Source organism: Streptomyces sp. SAJ15 (genome assembly GCF_007595705.1).
In the GTDB taxonomy this organism is placed as follows: Bacteria; Actinomycetota; Actinomycetes; order Streptomycetales; family Streptomycetaceae; genus Streptomyces.
In genome coordinates this window covers 1056593-1070356 of the sequence record NZ_NISY01000001.1, presented here as the reverse complement: position 1 = coordinate 1070356, position 13764 = coordinate 1056593, and the positions used below count along the sequence as shown (strand labels likewise).

Below are 13764 nucleotides of genomic sequence, written 5' to 3'. Positions count from 1 at the left end.
GCGCGGGGACCACCCATCGTTCTGGTCCTTCGCCGCGCCGCTCGATCCTTGGCGCGACCCCCGCTCGGGACGATACACCAGATCGGTCACTCAGGGACATAGGCCATCTACCCAGCGTAATGGACTAGGGCGGATTGAATACTCACCGCACACAGACGGTGCCTCTGCGTGGTGCCAGCGGCATGTCAACCGGGGTTTTGGCCGTGATGGGGATGGTGACGGCCGAGATCAGCCGGTTGACGCCACCACATGACGCAGGGGCTCACCGGCCGCGAACCGCCGCAGCTGATCACGCAACAGCCGCTCGGCGCGCGGCCGGAAGGCCGAGGAGGGGCCGCCCACGTGCGGAGTGATCAGGACACCAGGAGCGTGCCACAGCGGGTGCCCGGTCGGCAGCGGCTCCGGGTCGGTCACGTCCAGCGCGGCGCGCAGCCGCCCCGACTCCAGCTCGGCCAGCAGCGCCTTGGTGTCCACCACGGGGCCGCGCGCGATGTTGACCAGCAGCGCGCCGTCCTTCATCCGGCCCAGGAACGCGGCGCCCGCCAGCCCGCGGGTGGCCTCCGTCAACGGCGTGGCCAGCACCACGACATCGGCGTCCGGCAGCAGCCGCGGCAGGTCGTCGATCGGATGCACCGGGCCGCGTTCGGAGGCACGCGCGGTGCGCGCGACGCGCACCACCCGCTCGCACTCGAAGGGCGCGAGCCGGTCCTCGATGGCGGCGCCGATCGCGCCGTAGCCCACGATCAGCACCGTCTTGTCGGCGAGTGCCGGACGGAAGCCGGGGCGCCACTCCCCCGCGTCCTGGGCGCGGGTGAAGCCGGGGATGTCGCGCAGCGCCGCCAGGATCAGGGTCAGGGCGAGCTCGGCGGTGCTCGCGTCGTGCACCCCGCGCGCGTTGCACAGCACCACACCCGGCGGCAGCCAGTTCAGCGCGTGCTCCACGTGGTCCGTGCCGGCGGTGAGCGTCTGGATCACGCGCAGCCCGGTCATGGCGCGCAGCGGACGGACGTAGACCTCGTCGGCCTTCATGTACGGCACGCAGTAGAACGCGCAGCGGGCCGGGTCGGTGGGGTAGTCGGGCCCACCGTCCCAGTGCGCGTACTCCAGTTCCGACGGCAGCCCGTCGATCTCCTCGGGCGGGATCGGCAGCCACACCAGGGGCCGCTGGGACGGGGCGGGATCGCTGTGTTCTGCACTCATGCCAGGAGGCTATGCGAAGCCGTGCGAGACACAGACGTTAGTTTGGGTGCGCGGGACGGGAGCATACGGGGAGGGTGCGGCCAGGTGGAGCGCAGGACTATCGGTGCGGCGACGCTGCGAGTGGGTGCGATCGGCCTCGGCTGCATGCCCATGAGCTGGGCCTACACCGCCTCGCGGCGCAGCGGCGAGGAGTCGCTGCGGACCCTGCACACCGCGCTGGACAGCGGGGTCAGCCTGCTCGACACCGCGGACATGTACGGGCCGTTCACCAATGAGCTGCTGGTCGGCCGGGTGCTCCGGCAACGGCGGGCCGGCGCCTTCGTCTCCACCAAGGTCGGCCTGTTGGTCGGTGACAGCCATGTCGTCGCCAACGGCCGCCCCGGCTACGTCAAGCGGGCCTGCGACGCCTCGCTGCGGCGGCTGCAGACCGACGTCATCGACCTCTACCAGCTGCACCGCCCCGACCCCGAGGTGCCGATCGAGGAGACCTGGGGCGCCATGGCCGAGTTGGTCGCCGCCGGGAAGGTCCGGGCGCTGGGGCTGTGCGCCGTCGGCGCCCGCGCGGCGCAGCGGCGGCCGGGCGCCGGGATGCACGACGCCACGATCCGTCAGCTGGACCGGGTGCAGCAGGTCTTCCCGGTCAGCTGTGTCCAGGCCGAGTTGTCGGTCTGGTCCCCCGAGGCGTTGGACTCCCTGGTCCCCTGGTGCGCGGCGCGCGGGGTCGGCGTCCTGGCCGCCATGCCGCTGGGCAACGGCTTCCTCAGCGGCACCCTCACCCCCGGCCAGGGCTTCGAACCCGATGACGTGCGCGCCCGTCATCCGCGCTTCACCGCCGAGATGATGGCCGCCAACCAGCCCATCGTCGCCGGGCTGCGGCGGGTGGCTCGCCGCCACGGCCCCGAGGTGACGGCGGCTCAGGTCGCCCTGGCGTGGCTGCTGGCGCGGAGCCCGCACGTGATCCCCGTACCGGGGGCGAAGCGGGCCGCATGGGTGACGGAGAACGCCGCGGCGGCCGAACTGCGGTTGACCGAGGACGATTTGGCCGAGATAGCGGGACTGCCCGCCGCGCTGGGGTCCTGGGACTGAGCTCGTCCTGTCCGCCGGGTCCGCCGCCTGAGGCCGCCATCGCGGCTAGTCTGGCCGGAGTCGATCGCGGAGAGGAAGCCGAACGTGCGACGTGCTGGTGTGACCGCAGTGCTCGCCGCTGGTGCGTTGGTGCTGGCGGTGGGGTGCTCCTCCGACGATGAGGGCGGCGGGCCGGGGCGGCCGAGCGCGCGTACGTCGGGGCCCACGGGCTCCGCGAGCGGGTCGCCCTCGCCCGGCGGGGCCTCGCCCTCTCCCTCGGGCGCGCCCGCGCGGGGCTCGGCGAAGGTGGTGGAGACGGTCGCCACCGGCGTCGAGAGCCCCTGGGGGCTGGCGCCGCTGCCCGACGGCGACCTGCTGGTGTCCTCCCGCGACACCGGGAAGATCTACCGGATCGGCCGCGAGGACGGGAAGAAGACCGAGCTGGGCACGGTGCGCGGGGTCGCGCCCGGAGGCGAGGGCGGGCTGCTGGGGCTGGCGCTCTCCCCCGACTTCGGCGCCGACCATCTGATCTACGCCTACTTCACCACCGCCTCCGACAACCGCATCGCCCGGCTGCTCTACGACCCGCAGCGCCCCGAGGGCGACCAGTTGGGCGCCCCGGACACGGTCTTCAAGGGCATTCCCAAGGGGGCGATCCACAACGGCGGACGGATCGCCTTCGGCCCGGACAAGATGCTCTACGCGGGCACGGGCGAGGGCGGCGACCGCAGTCTGGCGCAGGACAAGAAGTCGCTGGGCGGCAAGATCCTGCGGATGACGCCGGACGGCCAGCCGGTGCACGGCAACCCGGACGGCGACTCGGTGGTGTACTCGTACGGCCACCGCAATGTGCAGGGCCTGGCCTGGGACGCGGACAAGCGGCTGTGGGCCAGCGAGTTCGGGCAGCAGACCTGGGACGAGCTGAACCTGATCGAGCCGGGCAGGAACTACGGCTGGCCGCGGGCCGAGGGCACGGTGCCCGACGCCGCCGCGGAGGGACTGGTGAACCCGGTGGAGCAGTGGCGGGTCGCGGACGCCTCCCCCAGTGGCCTGGCCTTCGCCGAGGGCTCCCTCTGGATGGCCGGGCTGCGCGGCGAGCGGCTGTGGCGGATTCCCCTGCGCGGCACCGAGCCGGTGACGAAGCCGCAGGCGTTCTTCGAGGGCACCTACGGCCGGCTGCGTACGGTGGTCGCCACCGACGACGGCGGGTTGTGGCTGGTGACCAGCAACACCGACGGACGTGGCGACCCGGGTGGGCAGGATGACCGGATCCTGCGGGTGAAGGTCGGCTGACCCTCGCGGACCGGCCGCTCCGTCGCGCGTCTGCCTACACTGGCGGGCAGGCGCACGTGGAGACGGGGGGCCACATGTTCAACCTCATCGAGCAGCTGTTCTCACCCGGACGCCGGCACACCGAGGAAGAGCGCAGACGCAACGAGATCACCCTGGACGAGACCGGCTCCGCCGACCCCGGCCGGGGCCCCGTCGACCTGGACTCCGGGCAGGTGGTGATCCGCCCCCGCCGGGCGGACGACTGAACGTTTCGGCTCAGCGCGCGGCCAGGCCGTCGACCAGGCGCAGCCGGTGGGCCAGCGCGCCCGCCTCACCGCGGCCGGAGACCTCCAGCTTGGCCAGGATGTTGGAGACGTGCACGCTCGCGGTCTTCGGCGAGATGAACAGCTCCTCGGCGATCTGCCGGTTGGTACGCCCCACCGCCACCAGGCGCAGCACGTCCCGCTCGCGCGGGGTGAGCCCGAGCGCCTCGGCGGGGTCGGCGGCCGGGGTCTCGGCGGGCCCGCACGGCGCGCGGTCGGGCCGGTGGGCGTCGAGGGAGAGGCGGGCGCGCCGGGCCAGCAGTTCGATCTCCTCGCGCAGCGGGCGGGCGTCCAGCCGTTCGGCGGTCGCCAGCGCCTCGGCGAGCAGGTCGGCCGCCCGGTCCCGTACGCCGGGCGCCGTGCCGCCCGCGACGAGCAGCGCCTCGGCCCAGCGGTGCCGGGCCTGGGCGAGCGGGTGGGGGCGGTCCAGCGGGGCGAGGGCCGCGGCCGCCCGCTCCCACGCCGCGGCCTCGTCACGGCCCTCGGCGCGCAGCAGCTCGGCCTCCAGCATCAGGGCGTGCGCCTCCCACACGGGCACCGCCCGCGGCAGGTCCCGCGCGGCCGTGCGGATCCGGTGCAGCACCTCCGCCCGGCCCTCCTCGGCGGCCGGCAGCCCGCGGGCGTCGGCCTCGGCGGTGGCGGCGGCGAGCAGCAGCGGCCAGGCGTAGCGTTCGGTGCCGCGGGCGAAGCCCTCCGCGAGGGCGCCGTCGAGGACGGCGCGGGCGTCGAGCACACGACCGCGGGCGGCGGCGAGGCCGAGCGCCAGGCGGTGCAGGGGGATGGCGAACTGCGGCTGGGGGTCGTGGGTGCCGAAGTGCTCGCGGGCCGCGGCGAGTTCACGCTCGGCGGTCTCCCACGCGCCGCGCGCCAGCGCCAGGTCGGCCAGCCGGGTGGCGGCGGTCCCCCGGGGCTTGCTGCTGCCGGTGAGCCGCCGGGTGGTGACGGCGGCCTCCTCCGACGCGGTCCAACAGCCCAGGTGGAACTGCGACTCGGACTGGTTGCCGTGCACCCACGCCCGGGCGTCGGTCAGGCCGCAGTGGCGCAGGATGCCGAGCCCCTCCTCCGCCACCTCGACGGCCTCGGCGGACCGGCCGACCCCCTCCAGAACGGAGGTGAGGTTGGTGAAGCAGCGCACCAGGACGGTGATGTCGCCCAGTTGCGTGGCGCGCCGGCTCACCTGCCGCATGGTGGCGAGCCCGCTCGCCACGTCGCCCGCGTCGACCGTCATCCCGCCGAGCGTCATCCGGGCGTTGAGCTCGGTGATCTCGGCGCCCATCAGGCGGGCCAGTTCGACCGCGCGCTCGGCGACGGCCATGCTGTCCGGCCCGGTGCCGTGGAGGGCGCCCCAGGCGGCCACGTGGGAGAGGACGTCGGCGTGCACGGCGGACGGCGGCAGGCCGCGCACCAGCTCCTGGGCGCGGCTCAGCTCCGCCCAGCCGTCGCCGCGCGCCAGCCCCGACGCGAGCTTGGAGCGCTGGGTCCAGAACCAGGCGGTGCGCAGCGGGTCGTCGGCGTCCTCCAGCATCTTCAGCGCCCGCTTGCAGACGGCGAACGCCCGCTCCCGCTGGCCGGACATGGACGCGGCCGCCACCACCTCGGCGAGCAGGTCGACATGGCGCAGCGCCTCGTCCTCGGCGCCGCAGGCCGGGTAGACCTCGGCGTGCGCGAAGGGGCGCTGGACCTCGCGCACCTCGGTGGGGGCGTCCTCCCACAGCTCCATGGCGCGCTCCAGCAGCCGTAGCTGCTCGGCGTGGGCGTACCGCCGGCGCGCCTCGACGGCGGCGCCCAGCACCGCGGGCAGCGCCTTGGCCGCGTCGTGGGCGTGGTACCAGTAGTCGGCCAGCCGGGCGGCGCGTTCCTCGGCCCGCACCAGCGAGGTGTCGGCCTCCACCGCCTCCGCGTAGCGCCGGGCGATGCGGATCAGCTCGCCGGGGAGCATGTCGTCCAGGACGGCCTCGCGGACCAGCGCGTGCCGGAAGCGGTAGCGGTTGTCGTCGCCGGTGGGGCGCAGGATGCTGGCGCCGACGGCGGTGCGCAGCGCCTCGTTGAGCTCGTCCTCGTCCAACCCGCCGACGGCGGCGAGCAGCTCGTGCTCGACGGCGGAGCCGCCCTTGGCGAGGATCCGCACCACCCGCTGGGTCTCCTCGGGCAGCGCCTCCACCCGCACCAGCAGCAGGTCGCGCAGGGATTCGCTGAGCCCGCTGCCGCATCCTCCGCCGAGGCTGCAGGTGAGCTCCTCGACGAAGAAGGCGTTGCCCTCGCTGCGTTGGAAGACCTTGTCCACCAGCGAACGGTCCGGCTCGGCCCCGGTGATGCCGGCGATCTGGGCGCCCACCTCGCTCCGGGTGAAGCGGGGCAGGTCGACGCGGCCGACGGTGCGCGTCCGGTCGAGCTCGGCGAGGAACGGGCGCAGCGGGTGGCGGCGGTGCAGGTCGTCGGAGCGGTAGGTGGCGACGACCAGGAGCCGCGCGGTGTGCAGGCAGCGGACGAGGTAGCCGAGGAGTTCGCGGGTGGAGCGGTCGGCCCAGTGCAGGTCCTCGATGACGACGACCAGGGTGCGGTCGGTGGCCAGCCGCTCCAGCAGCCGGGTGGTGAGTTCGAAGAGGCGGGCCCGGCCGTCCTCGTCGCGGGATTCGCGTGTGGTCTCGCCCAGCTCGGGGAGGAGCCGGGCCAGCTCGCCCTCCTGGCCGGCGGCCGCGCGCGCCAGTTCGTCCCCGAGCCGCCGCCGCAGCGCGCGCAGCACGGCGGAGACGGGGGCGAACGGCAGCCCGTCGGCGCCGATCTCGACGCAGCCGCCCATCGCGGTGACCGCGCCGTCGGCCGCGGCGCGGGCCACGAACTCCTCGGTCAGCCGGGATTTGCCCACGCCGGCCTCGCCGCCGATGAGCATGGCCTGGGGCTCTCCCGCGGCGGCACGGGCGAGGGCGGCGCTGAGCGCGGTCAGTTCGTCGCCGCGACCGACGAACACCGGGCTGACGGTGACGTTCTGCACGCCGTCGAGCATCGCACAGGCGTCTGACGTCCCGGCAGGCCGTTTCTCCGAGGGCGTGATCGACCGGACGGCCATGGCCGGGGCCGCGCCGCTCAGGCGGCGGTGTCGTAGGCGCGGGTGGCCGGCCGGTCCCGGTGTCGGCTCACCCGCCCCTCGGGTTCTCGGCGGGCGTCGCGGCGGCGGCCGTGGGCGGCCTCGCGGGCGAGGCGCTCCCGGGTGGCCTCGCGGAACAGCTCGGTCTGGCGGGCCTGGTACAGCTCGTAGTGAAGCATCGATCTCTCCTGACGAGACGAAGGTAGAGGAACCAAGGTCGTCTTGGTTCCTCTACCTTCGTCTCCCAGGGGGGTCGCCCACATCGGAAGGCTGACCGATCTCAGCCGACCCGGGGGCCTTAGGCGGCGGGAGCGAGGCCCCCGGGGGTCCTTAGGACCCCCGGGGGATCGCCTCAGGAGGTGCGGGCGCCCGTCGCGTCCGGCAGCTCCGCGCGGGGCGCGGGCACGACCAGCGGCTCCGGCTGGCGCACCGCGTCCTCCGGCGGCTCGATGCTGATGCGCGGCAGGCAGCGGTCCAGCCAGCGCGGCAGCCACCAGTTGGCGGCGCCGAGCATGTGCATCAGGGCGGGGACCAGCAGCGTGCGCAGGACGAAGGCGTCCAGGGCGACGGCCGCGGCCAGGCCGATGCCGAACATCGCGATGATCCGGTCGCCGCTGAGGACGAAGGCGGAGAAGACCGCGATCATGATGACGGCCGCGGAGTTGATGACCCGGCTGGTCTCGGCCAGGCCCACCCGGACGGCGACCCGGTTGTCGCGGGTCTGGCGCCACTCCTCGTACATCCGGCTGACCAGGAAGACCTGGTAGTCCATGGAGAGGCCGAAGAGCACCGACACCATGATCACCGGCAGGAAGGGCTCGATGGGCCCCGCGGCGCCCAGGCCCAGCAGTCCGCTGCCCCAGCCCCACTGGAAGATCGCGACGACCACGCCGAAGGACGAGGCGACGGCGAAGATGTTCATCGCCGCGGCCTTGAGCGGGATGCCGATGGAGCGGAAGGCGAGCAGCAGCAGCAGGCAGCCGAGCGCCACCACCACGCCGACGAACAGCGGCAGCTTGCCGATGATCACGGACGCGAAGTCGTCGTAGCTGGCGGTGAGCCCGCCGACCTGGACGTCCAGCGAGGTGCCCCGCTCGGCGGCCGGCAGCACCTCGGTGCGCAGGTGGTCGACCAGGTCCGAGGTGGCCTGGGACTGCGGGGAGCTCTCGGGGATGACGGTCAGCACGCCGCCCGGGTGGGAGCCGCTGAGCTCCGGGCCGCCGACCGCGGCGACGCCCTCGGTGCCGCGCAGCGTGTCGGCGAGCTGGGTGAAGGCCAGCTTGTCGGCGGCGCTGTCGACGTGGCTGGCGAGGGTCAGCGGGCCGTTGACGCCGGGGCCGAAGCCGTCCGCGAGCATGTCGTAGGCCTGCCGCGTGGTGGCGGTGGTGGGGTTGTTGCCCTGGTCGGAGGTGCCCAGGTGGAGCGAGAGGGTGGGCAGCGCCAGCACGAGCATCAGCACGGCGGCGACGGCGCCCAGCAGCTTGGGGTGGCGCTCGACGAAGGCCGACCAGCGGGCCGCGAAGCCGGTCGCCGGCTTCGGGGCCGGACCGTTCTCGGTCAGCTCGCGGCGCTCGCGGCGGTTCAGCGCCTTCATGCCGATCACGCCGAGCAGCGCGGGCAGCAGGGTCACCGAGGAGGCGACGGTGAGCACCACGGTGAGCGAGGCGGCGTAGGCGACGCCGTTGAGGAAGTCCAGACGCAGGACGAGCATGCCCAGCAGCGCGATGCACACGGTGACGCCCGCGAAGACCACCGCGCGCCCGGAGGTGGCCACGGCGCGCTGCGCGGCCTCGGCGACCGGCAGGCCCTGGCGCAGCCCGCGCCGGTGCCGGGTGACGATGAACAGCGCGTAGTCGATGCCGACGCCGAGACCGATCAGCAGGCCCAGCATGGGCGCGAAGTCGGCGACGGTCATGGCGTGGCCCAGCAGCCCGATGCCCGCGTAGGCGGTGCCGACGCCGACGACGGCGGTGGCGATGGGCAGGAAGGTGGCGGCCAGCGAGCCGAAGGCCAGGAAGAGCACCACGGCGGCGGCGCCGATGCCGATGATCTCGCTGAGGTGGCCGGCTTCGGGCGCCTCGGTCAGCGCGATGCCCGCGCCGCCCAGCGCGACCGACAGGCCCGCGTCCTCGTCCGCGGCCGCCCGCGCGGTCTTCACGACCTGCTCGACCTCGCCCTTGTCCAGGTCCTGGGCGGGCGCGTCGAAGGCGACGGTGGCGTAGGCGGTCTTCCCGTCGGGGCTGATCCGGCCGGCCCCCTCGGCGCCGTACGGGCTGGTCACCGAGGCGACGCCGGGGAGCTGCCCGACCTCGTCCAGGGTCGCGGCCATCCGCTCCTCGACCGAGGTGGCGCGGACGGTGCCGTGCTCGGTGTGCCAGACGATCGAGTCGCTGTCCCCCGCCTCGCCGGGGTGGATCTCGTTCAGCAGCGCGGCGGCCTTCGAGGACTCCGTGCCGGGCACGTCGTAGTCGTTGGAGTACGCGGTACCGGTGACGGCGACAGCGGCGGCGGCGCCCACGAAGGCGACCAGCCACAGCACGATGACGGCGATGCGGTGCGTGATGCACCACCGGGCGAGAGCGGTCATGGACTGCTTTCAGGAGGGGACGTTCGTGAGGGGTGGGCGCGGAGCCCGCCCCGTCCTCAGAACTGTGACAGCCGGAGAAGATCATTTGTCCCTTTTGTGGGTTTTACCACAGAGTGCGGAGGCCCCCGGACGGCCCGCTTCCGGCTCCCGGGACGGCCCGCCTCCGGCCCCCGGGCCCAGATCCCCGTGCTGTTGCCCGGCGAGAAGACCAGCACCCGGCTGGAGCCGGCGAAGTCGCTGTTCGGGCGGCTGGCCGCTGTGGAGGCGCTGGACGGCGTGGTCGACGCGGCGCTGTGGGTCGGCCACGCCTGGGCGGACGAGCCACGCTGTCGGGCGGCGGTGGTCGTCACCGCCGACGCCCCCGACCTGGCGCTGGCCCAGGCCGGCGCCCTGGCCCGGACTACTGGGCGCTCGTTCAGCGCCGGCACCGGACCGCACGCCGAACCGCTCGAGGTGACCGGCGAGGTGGTGTCGCTGCGCTTCGGGGACGAGGTCGGCGGCGACCTCGCGGCGCTCCGGGCGGGCGGGGTCACCGTGGTGCTCACCAGCCGCCGCAAGCCCTTCCACACCCTGGCCGACTTCGGGGAGCTCGACCCCCGCGGCTACGACCTGGTCGTGGTCAAGATCGGCTATCTGGAGCCGGAGCTGTACGCGATGGCGGCCGACTGGCTGCTCGCCCTCACCCCGGGCGGGGTGGACCAGGACCTGCCGCGGCTGGGCCACCACCGGGTCGCCCGGCCGCTGTACCCCTTCGACGACGTGGGGTTCGAGGGCCCGGAGCCGACCCCGGTGCTGCTCCGGCGCGAGGACCCGCTACGCCGCGACGGCCGCCCCCGCTGAGGGGACGGCCGTCACGGCGGTCGGCGGGGTGTCGGGGTCAGCCCTCGACGCCCAGCCTCTCCAGGATGAGCTCGCGCACCCGGGCCGCGTCGGCCTGGCCGCGGGTGGCCTTCATGACGGCGCCGACCAGGGCGCCGGCGGCGGCCACCTTGCCACCGCGGATCTTGTCGGCGATGGCGGCGTTGGCGGCGATGGCCTCGTCCACGGCCGTGCCCAGGGCGCTGTCGTCGGAGACGACCTTCAGACCGCGGCCCTCGACGACGGCGTCCGGCTCGCCCTCGCCGGCGAGGACGCCCTCGATGACCTGACGGGCCAGCTTGTCGTTGAGCGAGCCGTCGGCGACCAGCGCGCACACCCGGGCCACCTGGGCCGGGGTGATGGCCAGCGAGGACAGCTCCGCACCGGCCTCGTTGGCGCGGCGGGCCAGCTCACCCATCCACCACTTCCGCGCGGCGGCGGCGTCCGCGCCCGCGTCGATGGTGGCGGTGATCAGCTCGATGGCGCCCGCGTTGAGGACGGACTGCATCTCGTGCTGGGAGATGCCCCACTCCTCGCGGAGGCGGTTGCGGCGCACCCGCGGCAGCTCCGGCAGGCCCGCCCGCAGCTCCTCGACCCACTCCCGGGAGGGGGCCACCGGCACCAGGTCCGGCTCCGGGAAGTAGCGGTAGTCCTCCGCCTCCTCCTTGACCCGGCCGGAGGTGGTGGAGCCGTCCTCCTCGTGGAAGTGGCGGGTCTCCTGGATGATGGTGCCGCCGTCGCCGAGCACCGCGGCGTGCCGCTGGATCTCGAAGCGCACCGCGCGCTCCACCGAGCGCAGCGAGTTGACGTTCTTCGTCTCGGAGCGGGTGCCGAACTTCTCGACCCCGTGCGGCCGCAGCGACAGGTTGACGTCGCAGCGCATCTGGCCCATCTCCATCCGGGCCTCGGACACGCCGAGTGCCTTGATGAGCTCGCGCAGCTCGGCGACGTACGCCTTGGCGACCTCGGGCGCGCGCTCGCCCGCACCGACGATCGGCTTGGTGACGATCTCGATCAGCGGGATGCCGGCGCGGTTGTAGTCCAGCAGGGAGTGGACCGCGCCGTGGATACGGCCGGTGGCGCCGCCGACGTGGGTCGACTTGCCGGTGTCCTCCTCCATGTGGGCGCGCTCGATCTCGACGCGGAAGACCTCGCCGTCCTCCAGCTGGACGTCCAGGTAGCCGTTGAAGGCGATCGGCTCGTCGTACTGGGAGGTCTGGAAGTTCTTCGGCATGTCCGGATAGAAGTAGTTCTTCCGGGCGAAGCGGCACCACTCGGCGATCTCGCAGTTCAGCGCGAGGCCGATCTTGATGGCGGACTCCACTCCGGTCGCGTTGACGACCGGGAGCGAGCCGGGCAGGCCGAGGCAGGTGGGGCAGGTCTGCGCGTTGGGCTCGGCGCCGAGCGTCGTCGAGCAGCCGCAGAACATCTTGGTCTTGGTGCCGAGTTCGACGTGCACCTCGAGGCCCATGACGGGATCGAAGGTGGCCAGTGCGTCCTCGTACGACACCAGTTCAGTGACGGTCACGGAAAACTAACCTTTCAGTGCGCTCAGCCCGCGAGGACGTCGTCGTCGCCCAGGCGCTTGAGCTCGCGGACGAGGAGCGCGATGCCGGTGATGATGGCGGCGGCCGAGACCACCGCGTCCACCAGCTGTAGCTTGTCCTGCTCGGCGCGGGCCTTCTTCGCCTGCTTGACGACGCTGATCGCGCCGAAGGCGGTGGTGCCGATGGACAGGTAGGTGCCGGGCTTGGACTTCTTGAAGCCCTTGGCCTTCTTCATGGCGCTCACAGCATCTCTCCGTTCGCTTCTCCGCCCGCGCGGCGCAGAGGCGCGGGATTCGACGTCGTCTGCGGCCCGGCGGCCGCGCGTGCGTCGCTCACAGGGACGGTGCCTCCTCAAGCAGCGGGTGGCCCCACTTGGCGACGAACGCGGCCTCGACCGCGGCACCGACCTTGTACAGCCGGTCGTCGGCCATGGCGGGGGCGATGATCTGCAGGCCGACCGGGAGCCCGTCCTCGGGCGCCAGGCCGCAGGGCAGCGACATGGCCGCGTTGCCCGCCAGGTTGGTCGGGATGGTGCACAGGTCCGCGAGGTACATCGCCATCGGGTCGTCGGCGCGCTCGCCGATCGGGAAGGCGGTGGTCGGGGTGGTCGGCGAGACGATCACATCGACCTGCTCGAAGGACTTCTCGAAGTCCTTCGTGATGAGCGTGCGCACCTTCTGCGCGGAGCCGTAGTAGGCGTCGTAGTAACCGGAGGAGAGGGCGTAGGTGCCCAGCATGATCCGGCGCTTGACCTCGGCGCCGAAGCCCTCCTCACGAGTGAGGGAGGTGACCTCCTCGGCCGACTTGGTGCCGTCGTCGCCGACCCGCAGGCCGTAACGCATGGCGTCGAAGCGGGCCAGGTTGGAGGAGCACTCGGACGGCGCGATCAGGTAGTACGCGGCCAGCGCCAGGTCGAAGGAGGGGCAGTCCAGCTCGACGATCTCGGCACCGAGCTCCTTGAGCAGCTCCACCGACTCCTCGAACCGCTGCATCACGCCGGCCTGGTAGCCCTCGCCGCGGAACTGCTTGACGACGCCGACGCGCATGCCCTCGACGCTGCCGCTCCGGGCCGCCTCGACCACCGGCGGCACCGGGGCGTCGATGGAGGTCGAGTCGAGCGGGTCGTGGCCGGCGATCACCTCGTGCAGCAGCGCCGCGTCCAGGACCGTACGGGCGCACGGCCCGCCCTGGTCGAGGGAGGAGGAGAAGGCGACCATGCCGTAGCGGGACACCCCGCCGTAGGTCGGCTTGACGCCGACCGTGCCGGTGACGGCGGCCGGCTGACGGATCGAGCCGCCGGTGTCGGTGCCGATGGCCAGCGGCGCCTGGTACGAGGCGAGCGCCGCGGAGGAGCCGCCGCCGGAGCCGCCGGGGATCCGGGTGAGGTCCCACGGGTTGCCGGTTGGGCCGTAGGCGCTGTTCTCGGTGGAGGACCCCATGGCGAACTCGTCCATGTTGGTCTTGCCGAGGATGACGACGTCGGCTTCCTTGAGCTTGCGCGTCAGGGTCGCGTCGTACGGCGGGATCCAGCCCTCAAGGATCTTGGAACCGACGGTGGTCGGCACGCCCTTGGTGGTGAAGATGTCCTTCAGCGCGAGCGGGACGCCGGCCAGCGGGCCGAGCTTCTCGCCCCGGGCGCGCTTCTCGTCCACCGCCCGCGCCTGGGCCAGGGCACCCTCGCGGTCCACGTGGAGGAAGGCGTGCACCTTCTCGTCCACGGCCTCGATGCGGGCCAGGTGGGCCTCGGTGACCTCGACCGCGGTGACCTCGCCGGAGGCGATCTTCGCGGCGGTCTCCGCCGCGGTGAGCTTGGTCAGATCTGCCATG

10 protein-coding genes and 1 pseudogene are annotated in these 13764 nt (G+C 73.4%); 4 read left to right on the top strand and 7 right to left on the bottom strand.

Going from position 1 to position 13764, the window contains the following annotated elements:
• Window positions 1-228 precede the first annotated feature (228 nt).
• Window positions 229-1200, bottom strand: coding sequence for a 2-hydroxyacid dehydrogenase (locus tag CD790_RS04685; protein ID WP_144381650.1), 972 nt, complete (start codon window positions 1198-1200; stop codon window positions 229-231).
• 84 nt (window positions 1201-1284) lie between these two features.
• Here CD790_RS04685 and CD790_RS04680 point away from each other — a divergent pair, with 84 nt between their 5' ends.
• The 3 genes from CD790_RS04680 to CD790_RS34405 all read left to right on the top strand — a co-directional run bounded on the left by CD790_RS04680 (window position 1285) and on the right by CD790_RS34405 (window position 3803).
• Window positions 1285-2286 carry an aldo/keto reductase gene (locus CD790_RS04680; RefSeq protein ID WP_144381649.1) on the top strand — a complete coding sequence of 334 codons (1002 nt, stop codon included), beginning with the start codon at window positions 1285-1287 and terminating at the stop codon, window positions 2284-2286.
• 84 nt (window positions 2287-2370) lie between these two features.
• Window positions 2371-3558, top strand: coding sequence for a PQQ-dependent sugar dehydrogenase (locus tag CD790_RS04675; protein ID WP_399216935.1), 1188 nt, complete (start codon window positions 2371-2373; stop codon window positions 3556-3558).
• Window positions 3559-3632: 74 nt separating this feature from the next.
• Window positions 3633-3803 carry a DUF6191 domain-containing protein gene (locus CD790_RS34405; protein WP_186318862.1) on the top strand — a complete coding sequence of 57 codons (171 nt, stop codon included), beginning with the start codon at window positions 3633-3635 and terminating at the stop codon, window positions 3801-3803.
• A gap of 10 nt (window positions 3804-3813) precedes the next feature.
• On the opposite strand, the gene CD790_RS04670 is transcribed toward CD790_RS34405, so the two are convergent.
• The 3 genes from CD790_RS04670 to CD790_RS04660 all read right to left on the bottom strand — a co-directional run bounded on the left by CD790_RS04670 (window position 3814) and on the right by CD790_RS04660 (window position 9532).
• Complete coding sequence (locus CD790_RS04670) at window positions 3814-6864, bottom strand: helix-turn-helix transcriptional regulator (RefSeq protein ID WP_144381648.1); 3051 nt, start codon at window positions 6862-6864, stop codon at window positions 3814-3816.
• 80 nt (window positions 6865-6944) lie between these two features.
• Window positions 6945-7124 (bottom strand): hypothetical protein, encoded by a 180-nt coding sequence (locus tag CD790_RS04665; protein ID WP_144381647.1) that lies wholly within the window; start codon window positions 7122-7124, stop codon window positions 6945-6947.
• 173 nt (window positions 7125-7297) lie between these two features.
• Window positions 7298-9532 carry an MMPL family transporter gene (locus CD790_RS04660; RefSeq protein WP_144381646.1) on the bottom strand — a complete coding sequence of 745 codons (2235 nt, stop codon included), beginning with the start codon at window positions 9530-9532 and terminating at the stop codon, window positions 7298-7300.
• Between the two features lie 177 nt (window positions 9533-9709).
• Between CD790_RS04660 and CD790_RS04655 the strand changes: the two are divergent.
• A pseudogene (locus CD790_RS04655) lies at window positions 9710-10372 on the top strand (MlrC C-terminal domain-containing protein); the annotation flags it as partial.
• 37 nt (window positions 10373-10409) lie between these two features.
• On the opposite strand, the gene gatB reads toward CD790_RS04655, so the two are convergent.
• From gatB to gatA, 3 genes are all read right to left on the bottom strand, one after another.
• The gene (gatB, locus tag CD790_RS04650) at window positions 10410-11918 is read right to left on the bottom strand and encodes an Asp-tRNA(Asn)/Glu-tRNA(Gln) amidotransferase subunit GatB (RefSeq protein ID WP_144381645.1); all 1509 of its coding nucleotides are present in this window, start codon (window positions 11916-11918) and stop codon (window positions 10410-10412) included.
• 23 nt (window positions 11919-11941) lie between these two features.
• Window positions 11942-12172 (bottom strand): hypothetical protein, encoded by a 231-nt coding sequence (locus CD790_RS04645; protein ID WP_144381920.1) that lies wholly within the window; start codon window positions 12170-12172, stop codon window positions 11942-11944.
• Window positions 12173-12269: 97 nt separating this feature from the next.
• On the bottom strand, window positions 12270-13763 hold the full coding sequence (gene gatA, locus CD790_RS04640) for an Asp-tRNA(Asn)/Glu-tRNA(Gln) amidotransferase subunit GatA (RefSeq protein WP_144381644.1): 1494 nt from the start codon (window positions 13761-13763) through the stop codon (window positions 12270-12272).
• Window position 13764 lies beyond the last annotated feature (1 nt).

Coding starts and splice junctions, on each gene's coding strand:
- CD790_RS04645 (WP_144381920.1), bottom strand. CDS start 12,172: ATGAAGAAGGCCAAGGGCTTCAAGAAGTCCAAGCCCGGCACCTACCTG.
- CD790_RS04685 (WP_144381650.1), bottom strand. CDS start 1,200: ATGAGTGCAGAACACAGCGATCCCGCCCCGTCCCAGCGGCCCCTGGTG.
- CD790_RS34405 (WP_186318862.1), top strand. CDS start 3,633: ATGTTCAACCTCATCGAGCAGCTGTTCTCACCCGGACGCCGGCACACC.
- CD790_RS04665 (WP_144381647.1), bottom strand. CDS start 7,124: ATGCTTCACTACGAGCTGTACCAGGCCCGCCAGACCGAGCTGTTCCGC.
- CD790_RS04670 (WP_144381648.1), bottom strand. CDS start 6,864: ATGCTCGACGGCGTGCAGAACGTCACCGTCAGCCCGGTGTTCGTCGGT.
- CD790_RS04660 (WP_144381646.1), bottom strand. CDS start 9,532: ATGACCGCTCTCGCCCGGTGGTGCATCACGCACCGCATCGCCGTCATC.
- gatA (WP_144381644.1), bottom strand. CDS start 13,763: ATGGCAGATCTGACCAAGCTCACCGCGGCGGAGACCGCCGCGAAGATC.